Source organism: Micromonospora sp. S4605 (genome assembly GCF_003176715.1).
Lineage (GTDB): Bacteria > Actinomycetota > Actinomycetes > Mycobacteriales > Micromonosporaceae > Micromonospora > Micromonospora echinaurantiaca.
The window spans coordinates 1-22,228 of record NZ_QGSW01000412.1; the positions used below are offsets into that span (position 1 = coordinate 1).

At 71.6% G+C, this 22,228-nt stretch carries 15 protein-coding genes, 2 tRNA genes and 1 pseudogene; 12 read left to right on the forward strand and 6 right to left on the reverse strand.

Features of this window, described 5'->3' with window-relative positions; translation table 11 throughout:
* From DLJ47_RS32535 to DLJ47_RS32545, 3 genes are all read left to right on the forward strand, one after another.
* Positions 1 to 2,740: PQQ-dependent sugar dehydrogenase (locus tag DLJ47_RS32535; RefSeq protein WP_109905823.1), on the forward strand; the 2,740-nt coding region annotated here is incomplete at its 5' end.
* Between the two features lie 76 nt (positions 2,741 to 2,816).
* The gene (locus tag DLJ47_RS32540) at positions 2,817 to 4,925 is read left to right on the forward strand and encodes a lectin (RefSeq protein WP_109905824.1); all 2,109 of its coding nucleotides are present in this window, start codon (positions 2,817 to 2,819) and stop codon (positions 4,923 to 4,925) included.
* Between the two features lie 506 nt (positions 4,926 to 5,431).
* Positions 5,432 to 6,439: a sugar phosphate isomerase/epimerase family protein gene (locus DLJ47_RS32545; protein ID WP_109905825.1), complete on the forward strand. Its 1,008-nt coding sequence runs from the start codon at positions 5,432 to 5,434 to the stop codon at positions 6,437 to 6,439.
* Positions 6,440 to 6,579: 140 nt separating this feature from the next.
* Here DLJ47_RS32545 and DLJ47_RS32550 read toward each other — a convergent pair whose 3' ends face one another.
* The 3 genes from DLJ47_RS32550 to DLJ47_RS32560 all read right to left on the reverse strand — a co-directional run bounded on the left by DLJ47_RS32550 (position 6,580) and on the right by DLJ47_RS32560 (position 11,795).
* Complete coding sequence (locus DLJ47_RS32550; protein WP_233258146.1) at positions 6,580 to 7,653, reverse strand: sugar phosphate isomerase/epimerase family protein; 1,074 nt, start codon at positions 7,651 to 7,653, stop codon at positions 6,580 to 6,582.
* 123 nt (positions 7,654 to 7,776) lie between these two features.
* Positions 7,777 to 11,106, reverse strand: a complete 3,330-nt coding sequence (locus DLJ47_RS32555; protein ID WP_109905827.1) for a ThuA domain-containing protein — start codon at positions 11,104 to 11,106, stop codon at positions 7,777 to 7,779.
* A 278-nt stretch (positions 11,107 to 11,384) separates the two neighbouring features.
* Positions 11,385 to 11,795 (reverse strand): hypothetical protein, encoded by a 411-nt coding sequence (locus tag DLJ47_RS32560; protein WP_109905828.1) that lies wholly within the window; start codon positions 11,793 to 11,795, stop codon positions 11,385 to 11,387.
* A gap of 282 nt (positions 11,796 to 12,077) precedes the next feature.
* On the opposite strand from DLJ47_RS32560, the gene DLJ47_RS32565 reads away from it, so the two are divergent.
* From DLJ47_RS32565 to DLJ47_RS32590, 6 genes are all read left to right on the forward strand, one after another.
* A tRNA-Asn gene (locus tag DLJ47_RS32565) sits at positions 12,078 to 12,153 on the forward strand.
* A gap of 279 nt (positions 12,154 to 12,432) precedes the next feature.
* Positions 12,433 to 14,547, forward strand: a complete 2,115-nt coding sequence (locus tag DLJ47_RS32570; RefSeq protein WP_109905829.1) for an MMPL family transporter — start codon at positions 12,433 to 12,435, stop codon at positions 14,545 to 14,547.
* Positions 14,537 to 15,802: an NAD(P)/FAD-dependent oxidoreductase gene (locus tag DLJ47_RS32575; RefSeq protein ID WP_109905831.1), complete on the forward strand. Its 1,266-nt coding sequence runs from the start codon at positions 14,537 to 14,539 to the stop codon at positions 15,800 to 15,802. The genes DLJ47_RS32570 and DLJ47_RS32575 overlap by 11 nt, the downstream gene beginning before the upstream one ends.
* 18 nt (positions 15,803 to 15,820) lie before the next feature.
* A complete protein-coding gene (locus DLJ47_RS32580; RefSeq protein ID WP_109905833.1) occupies positions 15,821 to 16,774 on the forward strand; it encodes a hypothetical protein in 954 nt (317 codons plus the stop codon).
* Complete coding sequence (locus DLJ47_RS32585; RefSeq protein WP_109905835.1) at positions 16,771 to 18,459, forward strand: M16 family metallopeptidase; 1,689 nt, start codon at positions 16,771 to 16,773, stop codon at positions 18,457 to 18,459. The genes DLJ47_RS32580 and DLJ47_RS32585 overlap by 4 nt, the downstream gene beginning before the upstream one ends.
* A 63-nt stretch (positions 18,460 to 18,522) precedes the next feature.
* Positions 18,523 to 18,599: transfer RNA gene (locus tag DLJ47_RS32590), tRNA-Ile, on the forward strand.
* A gap of 135 nt (positions 18,600 to 18,734) precedes the next feature.
* Here DLJ47_RS32590 and DLJ47_RS32595 read toward each other — a convergent pair.
* A complete protein-coding gene (locus DLJ47_RS32595; protein WP_109905837.1) occupies positions 18,735 to 19,523 on the reverse strand; it encodes a GNAT family N-acetyltransferase in 789 nt (262 codons plus the stop codon).
* 101 nt (positions 19,524 to 19,624) lie between these two features.
* Positions 19,625 to 20,194 carry a dienelactone hydrolase family protein gene (locus DLJ47_RS32600; protein ID WP_109905839.1) on the reverse strand — a complete coding sequence of 190 codons (570 nt, stop codon included), beginning with the start codon at positions 20,192 to 20,194 and terminating at the stop codon, positions 19,625 to 19,627.
* 65 nt (positions 20,195 to 20,259) lie between these two features.
* On the opposite strand from DLJ47_RS32600, the gene DLJ47_RS32605 reads away from it, so the two are divergent.
* Positions 20,260 to 20,823, forward strand: coding sequence for an ArsR/SmtB family transcription factor (locus DLJ47_RS32605; RefSeq protein WP_109905841.1), 564 nt, complete (start codon positions 20,260 to 20,262; stop codon positions 20,821 to 20,823).
* 16 nt (positions 20,824 to 20,839) lie between these two features.
* Here the strand turns inward: DLJ47_RS32605 and DLJ47_RS32610 are convergent, their stop codons facing one another.
* Positions 20,840 to 21,295 (reverse strand): GNAT family N-acetyltransferase, encoded by a 456-nt coding sequence (locus tag DLJ47_RS32610; RefSeq protein ID WP_109905843.1) that lies wholly within the window; start codon positions 21,293 to 21,295, stop codon positions 20,840 to 20,842.
* Positions 21,296 to 21,484: 189 nt separating this feature from the next.
* Between DLJ47_RS32610 and DLJ47_RS32615 the strand changes: the two genes are divergently transcribed.
* Both DLJ47_RS32615 and DLJ47_RS32620 read left to right on the forward strand, forming a co-directional pair.
* Complete coding sequence (locus tag DLJ47_RS32615) at positions 21,485 to 21,991, forward strand: SigE family RNA polymerase sigma factor (RefSeq protein ID WP_109905845.1); 507 nt, start codon at positions 21,485 to 21,487, stop codon at positions 21,989 to 21,991.
* A pseudogene (locus DLJ47_RS32620) lies at positions 21,988 to 22,228 on the forward strand (hypothetical protein); the annotation flags it as partial. The gene DLJ47_RS32615 and the pseudogene DLJ47_RS32620, both read left to right, overlap by 4 nt.

A 22,228-nucleotide genomic window follows, 5' to 3' on the forward strand; every position in this document is an offset into this window, starting at 1 on the left:
CGCCCAGGCCCACCCCATCACCGCCACCGACTTCCAGCAGGTCGAACTTGCCCGCGGCGTGGCCGAGATGGGCGAACCGATGTCGCTGGCCGTGCTGCCCGACCGCTCGGTGCTGCACACCGCCCGCAACGGCACGCTGCGCCGCACCGACGCGGCCGGCACCACCTCGGTGATCGGCACGATCCCGGTCTACACGCACGACGAGGAGGGCCTGCAGGGCGTCGGGGTCGACCCGAACTTCGCCAGCAACCGGCACATCTTCCTCTACTACGCGCCGCCGCTGTCCACGCCCGCCGGGGACGCGCCGGCCACCGGCAGCGACTTCTCCGCCTGGCAGGGCGTGAACCGGCTGTCCCGGTTCACCCTCAACGCCGACTTCACGCTCAACCAGGCCAGCCGGGTCGACGTGCTGGACGTGCCGGCCGACCGGGGGCTCTGCTGCCACGTCGGCGGTGACATCGACTTCGACGCCGCGGGCAACCTCTACCTGTCCACCGGCGACGACACCAACCCGTTCGACTCCGCCGGGTACGCGCCGATCGACGAGCGCACCAACCGCAACCCCGGCTACGACGCGCAGCGCAGCGCGGCCAACACCAACGACCTGCGCGGGAAGATCCTGCGGATCAAGGTGAACGCGAACGGGACGTACTCGATCCCGGCCGGCAACATGTTCGTCGACTCCGACGCGCGGACCCGGCCGGAGATCTACGCGATGGGCTTCCGCAACCCGTTCCGGATGAGCGTGGACAAGGCCACCGGCATCGTCTACGTCGGCGACTACGGCCCGGACGCCGGCTCCACCAGCGCCACCCGCGGCCCCGCCGGCCAGGTCGAGTTCAACCGGGTCACCGGCCCGGGCAACTACGGCTGGCCGTACTGCACCGGAACGAACACCAGCAGCGAGACGTACAACGAGTGGAACTTCGCCAGCAACGCCACCGGGCCGAAGTTCAACTGCACCGGCGGGCCGACCAACAACTCGTTCCGCAACACCGGGCTGCCCACCCTCCCGGCGGCCAAGCCGTCCTGGATCCGGTACGGCGGCGACGCCGGCACGCCGCCCGAGTTCGGCGGCGGCTCCGAGTCCCCGATGGGCGGGCCGGTCTACCGGTACGACGCCGCGTCGACCTCGACCACCAAGTTCCCGCAGTCCTTCGACGGGCAGTTCTTCGCCACCGAGTTCGGCCGCGGCTGGATCAAGCCGATCCACGTCAACGCCGACGGCTCGCCCGGCACCATCGACAGCTTCCCGTGGACCGGCAAGCAGGTGATGGACTCGGCGTTCGGCCCGGACGGCGCGTACTACGTGCTCGACTACGGCACCGGCTACTTCAACGGCGACGCCAACTCGGCGCTCTACCGCTTCGACCACATCGGCGGCGGCAACCGGGCGCCGACGGCGGCGGCGAGCGCCAACCGCACCTCCGGCGCCGCCCCGCTGGCGGTCACCTTCTCCTCGGCCGGCTCGTCCGACCCGGAGGGCGGGGCGCTCACGTACGCCTGGACCTTCGGCGACGGCACCAGCTCCACGGCAGCCAACCCGACGAAGACGTACACCGCCAACGGGACGTACACCGCCACGCTGACCGTGCGCGACCCGCAGGGCGCCACCGGCAGCGCCAGCGTGGTCATCACCGTGGGCAACACCGCGCCGACGGTGACCATCAACAGCCCCGGCAACGGCCGGCTCTTCTCCTACGGCGACACGGTGCCGTTCAGCATCACGGTCACCGACCCGGAGGACGGCACGATCGACTGCACCAAAGTTAAGATGACCTACGTGCTCGGCCACGACCAGCACGGGCACCAGATCACCTCGCAGAACGGCTGCTCCGGTGCGATCACCATCCCGGTCGACGGGGAGCACGACGAGGCGGCGAACATCTTCGCCATCTTCGACGCCGAGTACACCGACGCCGGCGGGCTGACCACGCACACCCAGCACACCCTCCAGCCCCGGCACCGGCAGGCCGAGCACTTCAAGACCTCGTCGGGGATCAACACCTTCGACAAAGCCACCGCCGAGGGCGGCAAGACCGTCGGCGACATCCACAACGGCGACTGGATCGCGTTCCAGCCGTACCAGTTGGGCAACGTCACCTCGTTCACCGCCCGGGTCTCCTCGGCCGGCGCGGGCGGCACGCTGCAGGTCCGGGCCGGCTCGGCCACCGGAACGGTGCTCGGCTCGGCGACGGTGCCGGTGACCGGCGCCTGGGACGCCTTCACCACGGTGAGCGGGACGGTGGCCGGCGCGCCGGCCGGCACCACCACGCTCTACCTGACCTTCGCCGGCTCGGGCACCGGGGCGCTCTACGACGTGGACGCCTTCACCCTGAACACCGGCACCACGAGCGGCGGCACCGGGCCGATCCGGGGTCTGGCCGGCAAGTGCCTGGACGTGCGTAACGCGGGTACGGCGGACGGTACGCAGATCCAGCTGTACACGTGCAACGGCACGGCGGCGCAGACGTGGACGGTGACGCCGAACTCGACGATCCGGGCGTTGGGTAAGTGTCTGGACGTCTCCGGTGGTGGTTCGGCGGACGGTACGAAGATCCAGTTGTGGACGTGCAACGGCACGGGTGCGCAGAACTGGTCGGCGCAGGCGGACGGGACGGTGCGTAACCCGCAGTCGGGCAAGTGCCTGGACGTCTCCGGCAACAACTCCGCCGACGGCACCGCGGTGCACCTGTGGACCTGCACCGCCGCCGCGAACCAGAAGTGGACCCTGCCCTGAGTTGACCGGAGGGGCCGCCGGTCCCGGCGTACCGTCGGCAGTGGCGGCCCCTCCTGACCGGAATTGGGAGAGCGACATGCGCAGACTCCTCCGACCCGTCCTCGGCGCGGCCACCGCCGTCCTCGCCACCCTCGCCTGCACCACCCCGGCCACCCCGGCCAGCGCCGCCGACGCCCCGTACGATGTGCTGGTCTTCTCCAAGACCGCCGGGTTCCGGCACGACTCCATCGCGGTCGGCACCCAGGCCATCCGCGACCTCGGCGCGGCGAACAGCTTCACCGTCACCGCCACCGAGGACGCCGCCGCGTTCACCACCGGGAACCTGGCCCAGTACGAGGCCGTGGTCTTCCTCAACACCACCGGCGACGTGCTCAACGCCAGCCAGCAGAGCGCCTTCGAGTCGTACATCGGCTCCGGCGGCGGGTACGTCGGGGTGCACGCCGCCGCGGACACCGAGTACGGCTGGTCGTTCTACGGCAACCTGGTCGGGGCGTACTTCGCCTCGCACCCGGCCATCCAGCAGGCCAACGTCAAGACGGAGAACCGGGCGCACGCGGCAACCGCGCACCTGCCGCAGACCTGGACCCGCACCGACGAGTGGTACAACTACCAGACCAACGCCCGGTCCACGGCCCGGGTGCTGGCCACCCTCGACGAGTCGTCGTACTCGGGCGGCTCGATGGGCGCCGACCACCCGCACTCCTGGTGCAAGACCTACAACGGTGGCCGGGCCTTCTACACCGGCGGCGGGCACACCCAGGCGTCGTACGCCGAACCGGCGTTCCGGGCCCACCTGCTCGGCGGCATCCGGTACGCGGCCGGCCGGGCCAAGGCCGACTGCCGGCCGGAAACCGGCTACACCACGCTCTACAACGGCTCGACCAGCGGCTGGTCCCAGGCCGGGCCGGGCAGCTTCAGCAACACCGACGCCACGCTCACCTCGGTCGGCGGGATGGGCCTGTACTGGTACAGCGCGAAGCAGTTCACCAACTACTCGCTCAAGCTGGACTGGCGGCTCGCCGGCGACGACAACTCCGGCGTCTTCATCGGCTTCCCACCATCGAGCGACCCCTGGTCGGCGGTGAACAACGGCTACGAGGTCCAGATCGACGCCACCGACGCGGCCGACCGGACCACCGGCGCGGTCTACACCTTCAAGTCCGCGGACATCGCGGCCCGGGACGCGGCGCTGAACCCGCCGGGGGAGTGGAACACCTACGAGCTGCTGGTCGAGGGGGAGCGGCTCCAGGTCTTCCTGAACGGGGTGAAGATCAACGACTTCACCAACACCGACCCGGCCCGCTCGCTCGCCGGCCACATCGGGTTGCAGAACCACGGCACCGGCGACGACGCCTCGTTCCGCAACGTCCGGATCAAGGAACTGGGCACCACCCCGCCGCCCACCGGCACCATCCAGGCGGAGTCGTTCAGCTCGGCCAGCGGGGTCACCCCGTTCAGCAAGGCCGGGGCCAACGGCGGCCAGACGCTCGGCTACATCGACCCGGGCGACTGGGCGGCGTACAACGGCGTCGACCTGACCGGGGTGACCTCGTTCAAGGCGCGGGTCGTCTCCGGCGGGCCGGGCGGCACCATCCAGGTGCGCACCGGCTCGGCCACCGGCACGGTGCTCGGCTCGGTGGCGGTGCCGAACACCGGAAGCTGGACCACCTTCGCCGACGTCACCACGAACCTCTCCGGCGTCCCGTCCGGCACCCAGAACCTCTACCTGACCTTCACCGGCTCGGGCTCGGGGCTCTTCGACGTGGACGACTTCACCCTGGTGAAGTCCACCGGCGGCGGCACCGGCACCGGGCCGATCCGGGGTCTGGCCGGCAAGTGCCTGGACGTGCGCAACGCGGGTACGGCGGACGGTACGCAGATCCAGCTCTACACCTGCAACGGAAGCGCCGCGCAGACGTGGACGGTGACGCCGAACTCGACGATCCGGGCGTTGGGTAAGTGTCTGGACGTCTCCGGTGGTGGTTCGGCGGACGGTACGAAGATCCAGTTGTGGACGTGCAACGGCACGGGTGCGCAGAACTGGTCGGCGCAGGCGGACGGGACGGTGCGTAACCCGCAGTCGGGCAAGTGCCTGGACGTCTCCGGCAACAACTCCGCCGACGGCACCGCGGTGCACCTGTGGACCTGCACCGCCGCCGCGAACCAACGGTGGACCCTGCCCTGACCCTTGCCCTGACTTGACCTGACCCGGTCGTGAGGTGTGGTCAGTGGGCGCGGTGGCCGGTGCCGTCGGCGGTGGCGTAGAACCGGCACGACGCCGACAGGTCGCCGCCGCCCGTCACACCTCCTCTGGAGCGTGATGACTCAGAGGCATATTTGTGCCTCTGAGTCATCACGCTCAGCCGGGTCTTCCCACCCGGATCACCACACGCCGGCGCCAGGTGCGCCCCGCACCGGAAGGGCCCCGGGAAGCTCGGCGCCGGCCGCTGGCCGTCGCCTCCGCCCGCTGCCGGTCGCCGCTCATGGGTGGGGCCTTCCGTGGCGGTGGCGGCGGCCATAGAGTGGGGGCGGCGATCGTGGAGGTGGCCGACGACCCGGCGGGAGGCGCAACCCGTCGGGCCCAGGTGCGTCCCGCACCCGTCGGCGTCCGCCGCGCTCGCCGGGCAGCACCGGTCACCCTCGCCCCGGTCCGTAGGTACGGAATCCCCATCACGACAGGGGAGAAGGACAATGGCGCGACCCATCACGCTCTTCACCGGCCAGTGGGCCGACCTTCCGTTCGACGAGGTTTGCCGGCTCGCCTCCGAGTGGGGCTACGACGGGCTGGAGATCGCCTGCTGGGGCGACCACTTCGAGGTCGACAAGGCGCTGGCCGACGACTCGTACGTCGACCGCAAGCGGGAGACCCTCGCCAAGCACAACCTGAAGGTCTACGCGATCTCCAACCACCTGGTCGGCCAGGCCGTCTGTGACCACCCGATCGACGAGCGGCACCAGGGCATCCTGCCCGCCCGGATCTGGGGCGACGGGGAGCCGGAGGGGGTGCGCCAACGGGCCGCCGAGGAGATCAAGGACACCGCTCGGGCGGCGGCGAAGCTCGGCGTGAAGACCGTCATCGGCTTCACCGGGTCGTCGATCTGGCACACCCTGGCGATGTTCCCGCCGGTGCCGCCGTCGATGATCGAGCGCGGCTACCAGGACTTCGCCGACCGGTGGAACCCGATCCTCGACGTGTTCGACGAGGTGGGGGTGCGGTTCGCCCACGAGGTGCACCCGAGCGAGATCGCGTACGACTACTGGACGACGAAGCGCGCGCTGGAGGCGATCGGCCACCGGCCCGCGTTCGGGCTGAACTGGGACCCGTCGCACTTCGTCTGGCAGGAACTGGACCCGGTGAACTTCATCTTCGACTTCGCCGACCGGATCTACCACGTCGACTGCAAGGACGCGAAGGTGCGCACCGGGGACGGCCGACGCGGCCGGCTCGCCTCCCACCTGCCCTGGGCCGACCTGCGCCGCGGCTGGGACTTCGTCTCCACCGGCCACGGCGACGTGCCCTGGGAGGACTGCTTCCGGGCGTTGAACGCGATCGGCTACGACGGGCCGATCTCCATCGAGTGGGAGGACGCCGGCATGGATCGGCTGGTCGGTGCCCCGGAGGCGCTCCAGTTCGTTCGCCGGCTCGCCTTCGACGCCCCGGCCGCGGCCTTCGACGCCGCCTTCAGCAGCAAGGACTGAGTGGGCCGCGCTCAGCAGAAGGGGCTGAGCGGGTCGCGCTCAGCCCGCAAGGACTGAGTGGGCCGCGGAGACTGACCGCGTAGCGCGAGGGGTCGCGCCCGGTGTTCCCGGGCGCGGCCCCTCCTGCGGTGTCGGGTCCGTCAGCCCCGCAGACCCGACATGTGCTGGAAGCTGACCTCCGCGTAGCGCAGCGACCGGCCCGGGTCGGCGGCGCCGCCCGGCGCGTTGTCCTGCTCCCACATCGGGTTGTGGTAACCCTTGGCGCCCATGTTGGCGAAGAAGTGCCCGTAGTCGATGTCGCCCTGGCCGAGCGGCACCATGTCGTACCCGGCGCTGTTGGCCGGGTTGAACGCGCCGTCCTTCGCGTGGAACAGCGGGAACCGGATGGGCTGGGCGGCGACCACGGCCAGCGGGTCGAAGACGCTGGTCTGGGTCACCCCGTCCGGGTCGGTGTAGCTGCGGAACCGGTGCTGGGCCACGTGCGCCCAGTAGATGTCCATCTCGAACCAGACCCACTCCGGGTTGGTGCGCGCGATGAAGTACTCCAGCTTGCGGACGCCGGAGGACCGGGTGGGCCGACCCTGCGCGTCCAGCGGCCCGCTGTCCAGCAGGAAGTTGTACGCCGCGTCGTGGTTGTGCGTGTACAGCTTCAGCCCGCGGGCGGCGGCCATCTCGCCGAAGGTGTTCCACCGGTCGACGGCGGCGTCCCAGTCGGCCTTGTAGTTGCTGCCGGTCGGGTCGCTGCCGGTGCCGATGTGCTGCATGCCGAGGATCTCGGCGGTGTCCAGCGTCCGCTCGAAGGCGGCGATGGTGTCCGGCGTGACGGTGCCCGGGATCGAGGCGTGTGAGCCGTTGGCCCGCAGCCCGTTGTCGTCCAGGATCTTGCGGATCTCCTGCGGGGTGATCTGCCGGCCGAGGATGGAGGTGTGCTGGTTGTAGCCGGCGAACTCCACCTCCTTGTAACCGATCTCGGCGAGCCGGGCGAGCACCCGCTCGAAGCCGTACGGCACGCCGCTGGCGTCCGGGGCGGCGCCGATGCGGTCCCGGACGCTGTAGAGGATGATGCCGCGCTTGCCGGCCGGGACGAGCAGGCCGTTGCCGTTGGCGCCGGCGGCGGAGGCCCAGCCGGTGGCCCCGACGGCGGCCGCGCCGGCCACACCGGCGAGGGCGCCGAGCATCCGGCGACGGCTCATGCCGTGCTGACTGTCGTTCATCTGCTGCTGCCTTTCTCGGTGCTGGTGATGGGTGGGCCCGGCCCGGGTCACCGGCGGTGACCCGGCGCGCGGGTGGATCCGGAGGTGCCGGGGGCTGCCGGGCGGCGGCCCCCGGTCACCGCGTCAGGGAGCGACGCCGATGCCCTGGCCGGCGAACTCGACCCAGTTCAGGTTGCCGAAACCGCTGGCCGGTCCGCCGGGGACGGTGGTGAAGACGAGGTAGAGCCGGTGCGTGCCGCCCGGGTCGGTGATCGGCACGGTGGTGCTGGTGAAGGCGTTGTTGCCGGTGGTCGCGTTGACCGTGGCGGTGCCCAGCAGCGGGCCGGTGGGCGAGTCGAGCCGGAACTCGACGCCGAACCGCGGCTGCCCGGCGGTGGCGGCGCTGCCGCCGCTGGTCCGCAGGGTGACCGACTGGATGTTGTGCAGGTTCACTGTGTTGTTCACCGCGATCCAGTCACCCGGGTCGAGGCTGCCCCGTTGCTGCCCGCCGCCGGTGTCGGCGCTGTTGCCGACGGTGGTGCCGGACTGGTCGCGGGCGAACTCCACCTGCTGCCGCTTGTCCTGGATGATCTGCTGGTCCACCGTGGTCAACGCGGGCTGCCCGTTGGCGCCCCCGTCGGTGTAGGAGGCGCTGACCACGCCGTAGATGTAGCCGCCGTGCGAGGCGTCGTCGGCGATCGTGGGCAGCACCCCGGAGCAGCCGAACTGGTTGGCCTCGCCGTGGCCGTGCTCGTCGTGCCCGAGCACGAAGGTCACCTCGACCTTGGCGCAGTCGATCGGCCCGTCCTCCGGGTCGGTGACCGTCACCGACCAGGGGATGTTGTCGCCCCAGCTGAAGAAGCCGCCCTCCAGCGGGGTGTTGACGGTCACCGTGGGCGCGGTGTTGCCGACCGTGATCGTGGTGTTCGCCGACGCGCTCTTGCCGCTGGAGTCGGTCACCGTGAGCCGCGCGGTGTAGACGCCGTTGGCGGTGTAGGTGTGCGTCGGGTTGGGGTCGACCGAGTCGGTCGTGCCGTTGCCGTCGAAGTCCCAGGCGAACGAGATCGAGTCGGCCGGGTCCGGGTCCTTCGACCCCTCGCTGGAGAAGGCGACGGTCAGCGGCGCGTGCCCGTTGGTCGGCGTGGCGCCGAGCACCGCGTTCGGCGCCCGCAGGCCCTTGACGTAGCTGAACTTCAGCATCGCCGCGTCCGGGTTGACGTTGAAGAACCCGTCGCCGTACGTCAGCAGGTAGAAGTTGCCGTCCGGGCCCCACTTCATGTCCATCGGGTTGTCGCAGAGGAACGGCCGGGCCGGCGTGCTCGGGCCGGGGCCGCAGTCCAGCACGTTGTTGATCTTCAGGACGTCGCCCTGGCCGTCCAGCCGGATCTCCTTGAGGGTGTCCCGGGTGAACTCGCCGAAGAAGACCGATCCGTCGAAGTACGCGGGGAACTTCGTCTCCGACCTCAGCTCCGGGTCGTAGTCGTAGCGCGCCGCGCCGTGCGGCCCGACGCCGCCGGTGCCCAGCTCCGGGAAGAGCACCGGGCAGGTCTGCGTCGGGGTGGACAGGTAGGACTCCGGGCACGGGGTCGGGGCCTGGAACGAGTACCACAGCTCCGACTTCTCGACCGCCGGCAGGTCGGTCAGCCCGGTGTTGTGCCGGGAGGTGTTCCTCGGCGCCGCGCAGTCGAACGGCGCGACCGGGGAGATCGGGCTGGTGGTCCAGTTCATCTCGATGTACGGCAGGTTCGGCTGCACGCACATCGGCCAGCCGTAGTTCGCCGGCTTGTCGACCACCATCATCCGGCCGGTGCCCGCCGGTCCCCGGCCCACGGCGGGGGTCGAGGAGTCGGGGGAGTAGTCGGTGATGTAGGCGACGTCGTTCTTGTCGAGCGTGATCCGGAACGGGTTCCGGAAGCCCATCGCGTAAATTTCCGGCCGGGTCTTGTCACCCGGGTCCTGCGCCTCGGCGAAGAGGTTGCCCGCCGGCACCGTGTAGCTGCCGTCCGGCTGCACCGAGATGCGCAGGATCTTGCCGCGCAGGTCGTTGGTGTTGGCGGAGCTGCGCCGGGCGTCCACGAAGGGCGCCTGGTAGACGCCGGTGGCGCTCACCGAGTCGTTGTGCGGGGAGAAGCCGCCGGAGCCGCCGCCGCCGGCCGGGGTGTCGTCGCCGGTGACCAGCCACAGGTTGTTCTTCGAGTCGAAGGCGATGTCGCCGGCCACGTGGCAGCAGGCGCCCCGGTCCACCGGCACCTGGAGGATCTTCTGCTCGGTGGCCAGGTCCAGCGACGGCGTGTCGCCGTCGACGAACTTGAATCGGGACAGCTGGAAGTAGCCCTTCCACCGGTCCCAGGCGGTCGGGTCGGTGCTGGTGGTCGGCGCCCCGCCGGTGGGGGTGTCCAGCGGCGGCGCGTAGTAGAGGTAGACCCAGCGGTTCGTGGCGAACTCGCGGTCGATCGCCGGGCCGTACATCCCGTCCTCGCTGTGGGTGTAGACCGGGATCTGGGCCAGCACGGTGGTCTCGTTGCTCTCCGGGTCGTGCAGGCGTACGCCGCCGCGGCGGTCGGTCTGGATGACCCGGCCGTCGGGGAGCACGTCGAAGCCGATCGGCTCGTTGACGTTGGGCTGCGCCCCGATCACCTCCATCTGGTAGTTGGCCAGGACGGTGGCGCCGCAGTCGCCGTCGGTCACGCCGGCCGCCCACTGGATCGCGCCGCCGAGGTGCGCCCGCAGGTCGGTGCTGCCGAAGCTCCCCGGCGTCGCGCCGAGCCCGGTGTAGAAGGAGCGGCCGCCCTGGTAGTCCTTGCACCAGGTGACCGGGTGGTCGAAGCCCATCGTCCCGCCGGCGTAGGTCTTCTCGTCCACCGTGGCCAGGACGTGCGAGACGCCCCGGACGTTGGCCGCGAAGTTGTACCAGCGGTCCGGGTGGGTCCAGCGCTCCGGCAGCGGGGCCGAGGCCGGGTGCACCCGGTCGGCGACGGTGACGGTGGCCGGGGCGGCGGCCGAGGCGGCGCCGACCGCCCGGGTGCCGAGCACGTCGTCCAGGAAGGACCAACCGGGCTCGGCCTCGATCGCGGAGTGCACGCCGACGAAACCGCCGCCGGCCCGGTAGTACCGCTCGAAGGCGGCTCGCTGGTCGTCGGTGAGGACGTCGCCGGCGGTGTTCAGGAACACCACCGCGCGGAACTGCTTGAGGTGCGGCTCGTCGAACTTGCGGGCGTCGTCGGTCACCTCGACGGTGAAGCGCCGGTCGTTGCCGAGCTGGCGGATCGCGTCCACCCCGGCGGCGGTGGCGGCGTGGCTGCCGCCGGCGGACCGGGTGAAGACGAGGACCTTGTACTGGATGCCGTCGCTGGTTGGTGCCGGCGCGGCGAGCGCCGGCGCGGGCTGCTGCTGGGCCGTCGCGACGAGGGTCGCGCCGACGAGAGTGAGCAGGCTGAGGAAGGTGGTGGCCCGTCGGCCGGTCGGTCTGCGCATCGAACCTCGCTCTGGTCGGGCGGGTCCGCCCCAGCGCCGGGAACTCGCTGAGGAGGTCGCGGGGGAGTACCAAAGAGCCTGGCCAGGTTCTACGCAGGACGATATTTGCGGGCGGGACTAAAGAGAAGAGGCTGAGGGCAGAAGTTTTCGATGTTCGGGTCGAACTTTTGCTCCAAACAGGCGAAAGTGGCCCCCGGCGCCGCTCACCTGGGCGGGGACGTGCCCGAACACGCGGACGGGCCGGCCACCATCAGGTGACCGGCCCGCTCGCGGATGAGTCAGAGGGTGCTGCCGCTGGTGCCCGAGCTGGACGGCTTGCGGGACGCAGTGCCAGCCGACGTCGACCCGGAGGCCGAGCCGGTCGAGGCGGAACTCGACGAGCCGGAGCCGGACTTGGCGCCGATGGTGGCCGGCGTGCCGGCGAACGCGTCGTCGGCGGCGGTCAGCTCCTGCTTGTTGCCGTTGCCGCTGAGCTTCTCGCCCAGCTTCGACTGGCCGAGCTTGTCCTTGCCCTCGCTGTAGAGCCGGGTCGCCTGGGCCTGCGCGACCCCCGCCGCCTCCTGCACGGTGGGGTGGTCGAGCACCTTGCGGCCCCGGATCACCAGCTCCTCGTACTTCTCCCGGCCGGCACGGGCGCCCAGGACGAATCCCGCAGCCAGCCCGCCAAGAAACATGATCTTTCCGCGCATGGCGGCTCCTTCCGTACCTGACGCGCCGTCGTCCCGTCGGGCTCACCCCGGCGGGAGCGACCACCTCGCGCCTGCGTTCTCTGTCCGCAGCTAACTACCCATCCTGCTCTCTGCTCATACCTCCTTGTGCCGCGATGACGATTTGTCCATATTATTGATGGTCGGTCCGGGTCGCCGGCGGCCCCGATCGGTGGGTAACCCCCTCGACCAACACCCCCCCGGAGTCCTGTACTCTTGTCCCCGTCGCACGGCGAAGGAGAGATCCGGAACCGGGCAGCGCGGTCCCCCGTAGCTCAATTGGCAGAGCAGCCGGCTGTTAACCGGCAGGTTTTTGGTTCGAGTCCAAACGGGGGAGCCACTCCACTCGACGCCCGTCGGCACCGCCGGCGGGCGTTCGTCGTTCCGGCCGGGGCGTACGGCCGTCGGGCCCGGCCGTGCAGGCCGCCGTTGCCCACTCCGCGCCCGCGCCCCGCGTGGCTGCTGCCGCCGCTCGCCCCGGCGCCGGTATGTCCCCACCCGCCCCGCAAAGGTGAGCCGCTCCCGATTCGCCCACCTCGGTGCCGCTCGCCCGGCAGGATGTCGATGTCGACTGACTCCGGCCGCGTCGATCGGTGCGTCGACCGTTGGGTGGGTGGGGATGTCCGGACGAGGCGGCAGGGTCACCCTGGTCGCGGTGGCGGTCGTGCTCGGCTGGCTGCTCGTCGGCGCGGTGACCGGGCCCTTCGCGGGGCGGCTGGGCGAGGTCGCCACCAACGACAGCGCCGCCTTCCTGCCCGCCGACGCCGAGGCGACCCGGGCCCAGGAACTGTCCGGGCGGTTCGTCGAGCGGCAGACCACCCCGGCCCTGGTCGTCTACGAACGCACCACCGGCATCACCGACGCCGACCGGCAGCGGGTGGCCGCCGACGCCGCCCGGTTCGCCGGGGTGCCCGGGGTGATCGGCCCGCTGCCCCCGCCGATCCCCAGCCAGGACGGCCAGGCGGTGCAGGTGGTGGTGCCGATCGACGACGGCGAGGGCGAGCGGATCGGCACGACCGTGGAACGGCTGCGCGACATCGCCGGCGGCGACCGGGACGGGTTGACCGTCGACGTGGCGGGGCCGGCCGGCCTGCTCGCCGACCTGATCGAGGTCTTCTCCGCCATCGACGGCACGCTGCTGCTGGTCACCCTCTGCGTGGTGCTGGTCATCCTGCTGGTGGTCTACCGCAGTCCGATCCTCTGGATCTTCCCGCTGCTCGCCGCCGGTACGTCCTTCGCGCTGGCCGCCGCCTTCGTCCACCTGCTCGCCGACGCCGATGTCATCACGCTGAACGGGCAGGCGCAGGGCATCCTCACCGTGCTGGTCTTCGGTGCCGGCACCGACTACGCGCTGCTGCTGGTCGCCCGCTACCGCGAGGAACTGCACCGGCACGCCCGCCCCTGGGACGCGATGCGCACCGCCTGGAAGGGGGCCGCCCCGGCGATCATCGCCTCCGGCGGCACGGTCATCCTGAGCCTGCTCTGCCTGCTGCTGTCCAGCCTGAACTCCAACCGCGCGCTCGGCCCGGTCGCCGCCATCGGCATCGCCGCCACCCTGCTGGTGATGCTCACCTTCCTGCCCGCCCTGCTGGTGCTCGGCGGGCGGTGGGCGTTCTGGCCGCGCCGACCCCGCGAGGACGAGGCGGAACCGCAGGCCGAGCACGGCAGGTGGCGCCGGATCGCCGGCTTCGTGGCCCGGCGGGCCCGGCCGGTCTGGCTGGTCACCACCGTGCTGCTGGCCGCCCTGGCGCTCGGCCTGACCCAGCTCGGCGCCACCACCCTCGGCCAGTCCGACCTGTTCACCCAGCGCACCGACTCGGTGGTCGGCCAGGAGGTGATCGCCCGGCACTACCCGGCCGGCACCGGCAGCCCCGCCACCATCCTGGTCGACCAGCCGGCCGCCCGGCAGGTCGCCGAGGTGGCCCGGACCGTGCCCGGGGTGGCCGCCGTCCGCCCGGTCACCGGCGACCCGACCGGGCCGCCCGACCCCGCCGCGCCGCCCAAGGTGGTCGACGGCACCGTGCAACTGGAGGCGACGCTGGCCGACCCGCCGGACAGCGACGGCGCCGAGCGCACCATCCGCGACCTGCGGGCCGCGGTGCATCGGGTGCCCGGCGCGAACGCCGCGGTCGGCGGCTTCACCGCGATCAACGTGGACACCGCGGCGGCCGCCACCCGCGACCAGAACGTCATCATCCCGGTGGTCCTGGTGGTGATCGCGATCATCCTGGCCCTGCTGCTCCGCGCGCTGCTCGCCCCGATCCTGCTGATCGCCACCGTGCTGCTGTCGTTCGCCGCCACGCTCGGGCTCTGCGCGCTGGTCTTCCGGCACGTCCTCGGCTTCCCCGGCGTGGACGCGTCGTTCCCGCTGTTCGCGTTCGTCTTCCTGGTCGCGCTCGGCATCGACTACAACATCTTCCTGATGAGCCGGGTCCGGGAGGAGTCCGTCCGGCGGGGCACCCGGGCCGGGGTGCTGGCCGGGCTCGCGGTGACCGGCGGCGTCATCACGTCGGCCGGGATCGTGCTGGCCGCGACCTTCTCGGCGCTGGCCGTCCTGCCACTGGTGGTCCTGGTCGAACTGGGCGTGGCCGTCGCGGTGGGCGTGCTCATCGACACCATCGTGGTCCGCTCGCTGCTGGTGCCGGCCCTGGCGTACGACATCGGGCCGCGGGTGTGGTGGCCGGGCCGGCTGGCCCGGGCGAACGGTGAACGGGAGGCGCGCCGTGCTGGCTGAGACCGATGTGGTGATCGTCGGCGGCGGTCTGGCCGGCCTCGCCGCGGCCCGGCGGCTGCACCGGGCCGGGGTGCCCTGGCGGCTGCTCGAGGCCGGTGACCGGCTCGGCGGCCGGGTCGCCACCGACGCCGTCGACGGCTACCTGCTCGACCGGGGCTTCCAGGTGCTCAACACCGCCTATCCGCGACTCGGCGCGCTGCTCGACGTCGACCGGCTGCGCCTCGGCCACTTCACCCCCGGCGTGCTGGTGCGCAAGGGGGACGCGCTGCACCGGCTGGTCAACCCGCTGCGCGAGCCGACCGGTGGGCCGCGCACCGCGCTGGCCGGGATCGGCTCGCCACTGGACCGGCTGCGGTTCGCCGCGCTCGCCGCCGGCTGCGCCACGCTGCCACCCGGGCGGCTGCTCGCCGCGCCGGAGACCACCACCGGGGCGGCGCTGCGCCGGGCCGGGCTCTCCGACGCGATCGTCGAGGAACTGCTCCGGCCGTTCCTCTCCGGCGTCTTCATCGAGCGGGAACTGGCGACCTCCAGCCGGGTGTTCGCGATGGTGCTGCGCTCGTTCGCCCGCGGCCGGATCGGCCTGCCCGCCGAGGGGATGGCCGCGCTGCCCCGGGCCGTCGCCGACCCGCTGCCGGCCGACCTGATCGAGCTGGACACCCCGGTCTCGCAGGTCGTGCCCGGGCGGGTCCGCACCCAGGCCGGCGACATCGGCTGCCGCGCCGTCGTGGTCGCCGTCGACCCGCCGGCGGCGGCCACCCTGCTGCCGGCCCTGTCACGGGTACGCATGCACAGCTACACGACCTACTACCACAGCACCGCCGAGCCGCCGCTGGCCGAGCCGATCCTGCTCCTCGACGGCGACCGGCGGGAGTTGATCGCGAACACCGTGGTGGTCAGCCGGGCCGCACCCGCGTACGCGCCGGTCGGGCGGCACCTGGTGGCCACCTCGGTGGTCGGCCCAACGGCCCCGCCCGAGCCGGCCGTACGGCTCGAACTGGCCCGGCTCTACGGACGGTCCACGGCCGACTGGACCCACCTGACCACCGTGTCGATCCCGGCCGCGCTGCCCGCCGCGCCACCACCGCAGGGCCGGCTGCGCAAGCCGGTGGCGCTCGGCGACGGCCTGTTCGTGGCCGGGGACCACCGGGACAGCCCGTCCATCCAGGGGGCGCTGACCAGCGGCTGGCGGGCCGCCGGGGCGGTGCTGGCGCAGCTGCGGGCCGGCTGGAAAGCGGGTCACCCGGCGGGTTGTTGATCATTTATCATCCTCGCCATGCCTGCCCCCCTTCCGCCGCCGAACTTCGACGCCGCGGCGGCGTACCCCCAGGTCAGCGCGGTGCGCGCGGCGCTCGCCGCGCGTGACTGGCCGGCCCTGCGCGCACAGCTGGCCGAGCCGGACCCGCACGGCCGCACGGTCCTGGTCGGCGAGGTCGGCGACGCCACCGACATCGAGGAGTTCCTCCGCGGGGCGCTGGCCGCCGAGCCCGAGGACCCGGTGGCCGGGACGCTGCTCGGCGCGTACCTGATCCGGGCCGGCTGGCGGATCCGCTCCGCCCGCCGTGCCCAGTACGTCAGCCGCGAGCAGTTCGCCCAGTTCTTCGACCACCTGCGCCGCGCCGAGCAGGTGCTGATCGAGGTCACCGCCCGCCACCCGGACGACGCGGCGGCCTGGACGCAGCGCATCACCAACGCCCGTGGCCTGCAGCTCGGCCAGGCCGAGGCGCGCCGCCGCTACGACCAGCTCGCCAAGCACCACCCGCACCACCTGCCGGCGCAGGCGTCGCTGCTGCAGCAGTTCTGCCCCAAGTGGAGCGGCAGCTGGGAGCGGGCGCACGGCTTCGCCCAGGAGTGCGCCGCCGCGGCCCCGGCCGGCGCCCCGAACGCGGTGCTGGTCGTCGAGGCGCACCTGGAGCAGGCGCTGGACCAGGACACCCTCGGCAAGGCCGGCGCCCACCTGCGCAGCCCGCAGGTCAGCCGGGAGATCCACGAGGCGGCGCAGCGGTCGATCTGGCACCCCGACTTCCGCAACGGCTGGGGCTGGCTCTGGGTCCGCAGCACCTTCGCCATGGCGTTCGGCCTGATGGAGGAGTGGACGGCGGCCGCGCAGCAGTTCCAGGCCATGGGGCCGCTCGGCCACGAGGCGATGTTCGGCTACATCGACGGCGACGAGACGAAGCAGTTCCAGCGGTTCCGCGACAAGGCGTACGCGAAGGGCGGCCTGGCATGATCCAGCACCTGGACGTGGACGGGGTGCCCACCCTGCTGGCCCCGACCGGCGGGCCGATGCGCGCCGGGCTGACCTTCCGGGTCGGCACCGCCGACGAGACGCTGGCCCGCAGCGGCATCACCCACCTGCTGGAACACCTGGCGCTCGCGCCGCTCGGGATGGCCGACTACCACTTCAACGGGGCCACCTCGCCGGTCTTCACCACCTTCCACATGCAGGGGTCCGAGCAGGACATCGCCACCTTCCTCACCGCCGTCTGCGCCAACCTGACCGAACTGCCGACCGGCCGGCTGGAGGTGGAGAAGGAGATCCTGCGCACCGAGTGGAGCAACCGCGGCGGCTCGCCGGTGGAGGCGGTGCCGCTGTGGCGGCACGGCGCCCGGGACTTCGGCCTGACCAGCTACCCGGAGTGGGGGCTCGCCGCGCTCACCGGCGACGACCTGCGGCAGTGGGCCGCCCGCTGGTTCACCCGGGACAACGCGGTGCTCTGGATCGCCGGCGACCGGGTGCCGGCCGGGCTGCGGCTGGCGCTGCCAGCCGGCGTACGCCACCCGGTGCCGGCCGCGTCGTCGGCGCTGCCGCGCACCCCGGCGTACTTCGTCAGCGGCTCCCGGGCGGTGGTGCTCGACGCGGTGGTGCGGCGCTCGACCGCCGCGAGCCTCTTCGCCGACGTGCTGGAGCGCGAACTGTTCCGGTCGCTGCGGCAGGAGGGCGGTCTCTCCTACACCACCACCGCCGGCTACGACCCGCGCGGCGACGGGTACGCCAGCCTGCGCGCGCTCGCCGACGCGCTACCGGAGAAGCAGGACGCGGTGCTCGGCGGCTTCATCGACACCCTGGCCAAGCTCCGGGTCGGCCGGATCGAGCAGAGCGACCTGGACTCCTGCGTGGCCAAGCGGGAGGACCTGCTCGGCACCGCCGAGGTGGACGCCGCCCGGCTGCCGGCGTACGCCTGCAACGTGCTCACCGGGGAGCGCAACCTCACCATCGACGAGCACCGGGCCGAGCTGAAGGCGGTCACCGTCGCCGACCTGCACGCGGTGGCCCGGGAGGTGGCCGGATCGGCGCTGCTGATGGTGCCGGAGGGGAACACCGCCGACTGGGCCGGGTTCGTCGAGGCGCCCACCTGCTCGGAGCGGATCGTCGACGGCACCGCGTACCGGGAGCGGGAGGGCGACGGCGAGCTGCGGGTCGGCATCGACGGGGTGAGCTACGTCGGTCCGGGTGGCCCGCTCACCGTCACGTACGCCGACTGCGCGGTGCTGCTCGCCTGGCCGGACGGCGCCCGGCAGCTGATCGGGTCCGACGCCATCTCGATGCGCATCGAGCCCACCATGTTCGAGCTGCACCCGGGCGCGATCCGGGTGATCGACTCGCAGGTGCCGGCGGACCGGCAGGTGGTCATGCCGGCCCGCGACCCGGAGCGCATCCCGCAGCCCCGCGCGACCGAGCCGGCGCCCCGCCGGGAGCCGGTCGTGCGGTCCTGGTGGGAGATCCCGCTGATGGTGGTCAGCGGCCTGGCGGCGCTGGCGGTCGGCGGGTTGACCGCACTGCTCACCCTCGGCATGTTCATCACCGAGACGGCCGAGGGCGAGGGCTGGCTGTGGGGCGTCGTCGTGGTGGGTTGGCTGCTCACTGTTATCCTCGCGTTGCCCATCGTGCTGCTACGCCGACGACGCCGATGAGCGACCGGGCCGGTTCGTGCTGGCCGGTCATCGACCGGCCGGGATAGGATCCGGCGCGGTGCCGGGGCGGTAGCTCAGCCGGTTAGAGCAGGGGACTCATAATCCCTCGGTCGCGGGTTCGAGTCCCGCCCGCCCCACCAGTCGTTTTTCCTGGTCAGCCGTGCTGCCGACGACCCGGACGGACCGTATCAAGGTCCGGACCAAGGCCCTCAGTCCGCACTGAGTCCACAGCAGCGCGGCGGCCATCGGCTCGGCCAGGAACCGGGGGAGGGCGCTCACCGCTGCCAGTTGTAGGCCGTCGTCGTCGACACCTTGACCAGACCGGAGCGTTCGAGGATCGGGCGCGAGTACTCGGTCGAGTCGCTGTTGATGAGTGTCTTGCCCATGTCGAGTGCTGAGCGAGCCCGCGCCGCGGTCAACGCGCGGTAGATTCCACGGCCACGCCACTCCGCACGGGTCGCGCCGCCCCAGATCCCGGCGAAGTCGGTCCCCCGCACCGGCTCCAGCCGGCCGGCACTGACGATGCGCCCCCCAGCCTCGGCGACCCACAACTCCATTCCGTCATCGCGGGCCAGGCGGCGCAGGAGGGCGTCCGCCAGGTCATCGCTAACCGGATCCCCGAAGACCTCGTCTTGCATCGCACTCATCGCGCGGACGTCTGCCTCCTCGCTGACCCGACGCAGTGTCACGCCTTCCGGCAGCGAAACGTCAACGGCCAGGAGCCGCGCCTCGCCGACCATGATCGACTCAGGCTCATCCGCGGTGAACCCGTTCTCTAGCAACGCCTCGGGCAACCCCGGCGCATGGTCGTGCCCACGGGTCTTCCACTTGACCCGTTCGATCTCAGGGTCCGCCTGGTAGTGAGCGAGCGCCTCTGCGACGAGCCGCCGAATCGTATCGACGTCTGCCCCGCCGAGATCGCGGTAGGTGACAAAACCACGACCACCCGCGAAGGTCACGAGACGCAATGGCCCGTGCCGGGTGACCGAGACCGCGCTCGGCGTCTCGGCGTCAGTCCGAAGCTGTTCGTCGTAGGCCGCGAGCAGTCGATCCGAGTTGATCATGTACGTACGCTCCAGCAGTGGGGCCGGAGGCGCAACGGGTTTTCGAGCCAACCCCACGATCCGGGCCTGAGGCACTCGCCAGACGAGTCGGGCCGCGATGGTCAGACGGAGGCGAGGAAGGCCCGCACCCGCTCCATCAGCAGCGCGGCCGCCTCAGGGTCGTACGCGTCGAGCGAGGAGTCGGCGAAGAGGTGCTGGTCGCCGGGATAGACGAACAGCTCGGCGGCCGCCGTGGAGCCGGCGAGCTCGCGGGCGGCCGGCAGGTCCTCGTCGAAGAACTCGTCGCCCTCCTTGCCGTGGATCTGCACCGGCACGCCCTCGGGCCACGCCTCTCCGAATTCCGAGACCGGGAGGCAGGAATCCATCAGGAGCGCCCCGCGGGCACCGGGCCGGGTCTGCGCGAGCCGCTGGGCGATCGTCACGCCGAAGGAGAATCCGGCGTAGACGAGCCCGGGGCCGAGTTCGTCGGCCGCGGCGACGCCGCGCTCCCGGATCGCGTCGAGCCCAAACTCTCGGGCGAAGCCGAACCCCTCCTCGATGTTGCCGAACGTGCGGCCGTCGAACAGGTCCGGCGTGTGCACGGTGTGCCCGGCCTGTCGCAGGCTGTCGGCGAAGCTTCGGACCCCGTCGGTCAGGCCTTGGATGTGGTGGTAAAGCAGCACCTCGGTCACGACATCGAGCTCCTTGCGAACGATCGAAATTTCTGGAACGTTCCGCGATGCTAGTCTGTTGTGCCATGGCCGACAACCCCCCCGACTACGAGCTGGCCGATCGGATGGCGCTGACCAGACCGGACCAGGTGAAGGCCATCGGCCACCCGCTCCGCACGATGATCCTGCAGCTCCTTCACGAACGGGCCGCGACAGTGACCGAGTTGGCGGAGGCAGTCGAGCGCCCCAAGAGCACCGTCGCGCACCACGTGGACGTGCTCACCCGCAACGGCCTGCTCCAGGTGGTGCGCACGCGGAAGGTACGGGCGATCGAGGAGCGCTACTACGGGCGTACCGCGCGCATGTTCCACGTGGCAGCGGAGCCATCACCCGCTGGCGAACAGCTGCCGGGCGACTTCAACGACTTCGAGGTGGCTGCCCGCGAGTCCGCGAAGGCGTTCTCGCAGGGAAAGCTCTGGGGCTTCATCCGGCATGCGCGCATCTCGGAGGATCAGGCCTCGCAGTTCTGGGACCGGATGGCGGAACTGGTTGATGAGTTCGACCGGATGCCGAGGTCCGGCGAAACCATGTACGGGTTCGCGATCGGCATCTATCCCACCGACCACCCGACCCTGCCGACGGCGCAGTGAGTCGAGCGGTCCGAGGTCACAGGTCTTTGGCCATGTTGCGGGCGGTCTCGGTGAAGCCCAGCTGCTCGTAGAGGGACCGGGCGCCGGTGTTGTGGGCGAAGACGCGCAGACCGATCCTGGTCAGCGCCTGGTCGCGGCACCAGCGCTCGGCGGCCAGCATGATCGCGCGGCCGTAGCCCTGCCGGCGTACGTCGGGTTCGACGGCGACGTTGTAGACGAACGCGGTGTCGCGGGTGACTTTGACCCAGAGGAACCCGACCCGGCGGTCGCCGTCGTAGGCGTACCAGAAATGGTGGTCAGGGGTGGCGAACTCGTCGGGAAGCAGCTGCGCGTAGGTGTCGGCGGCGTCGCGGGCCGCCTCCTGCGCCGACTGGCCCGACGCGGCGACGCTCCGCGCGTATTGCGCCTCGGCCTCGGCCCGCCACGGCTTGTACTGATCCTCGGTCATCGGTTCCAGCCGTACGTCCACCATGATCGACAACCTACCGGGTCAACGGCACCCGGGTCAGTTCGTGCCGCCGGTGCCCGTTCCCGCTGGGGCTCTCCCGTCGGGCATCCGGCCCGGGTGAGGCGCACTCTCCTGAACATCTCGTCGGCTTCGGGATAGCCGCACGGTCGTCAGGCGTCTGTAACGGTGAGAACGAGGAAACGAGGTTGGCGGGTGGAAGACGACGATCGGGCGCTGCTGGCCGAGTTCGTGGCCAGCCGTGCACCGGTCCTGGTGCGGGTCGCCTACCTGCTCACCGGTGACCGGAGCAGCGCCGAGGACCTGTTCCAGACGGCGTTGGCCAAGACGATCCCGAAATGGCGGAGCATTCGCCATTCCGACCCGGAGGGGTACCTGCGGGCGGTCATGTACCGGGAGCAGGTCAGCTGGTGGCGACGGTTGCGTCGCCGCCGGGACGTACCGATCAGCACGGACGACCTGGTGGTGACCGATCCGAGTGCGGGAACCGATCTCCGGTTGGCCTTTCGGGCCGCACTGCGGCAGTTGCCGCCGGCGCAGCGAGCAGTGGTGGTCCTCCGCTACTACGAGGATCTGCCGGAGGCCGAGGTCGCCGAGCTGCTGGGCTGCTCGGTCGGGACGGTTCGCAGCCGGACCCACCGCGCGATCACCCGGCTGCGCCAACTCCTGCCGCACACGGAACTGCTGGAGCTGCAGCGATGACTGACCCGTTCGAACACCTACTCCGCTCCAACCTCTCCGAACTGGCCGAGGAGGCACCAATCGTGCAGGACCCACTGAGCAAGGCGGAACGGCGGGCGCGTAACCGCCGCCGGAACACCATGGCGGCGAGCGCGGCCGCGGTGCTGGCCGCGGTTGTGATCGCCACGCCGATCGCATTTGCCGACAGCGGCGGCAACGATGGCCGACCGGCACAGCCGGCGAACCCCGCCCCGACCC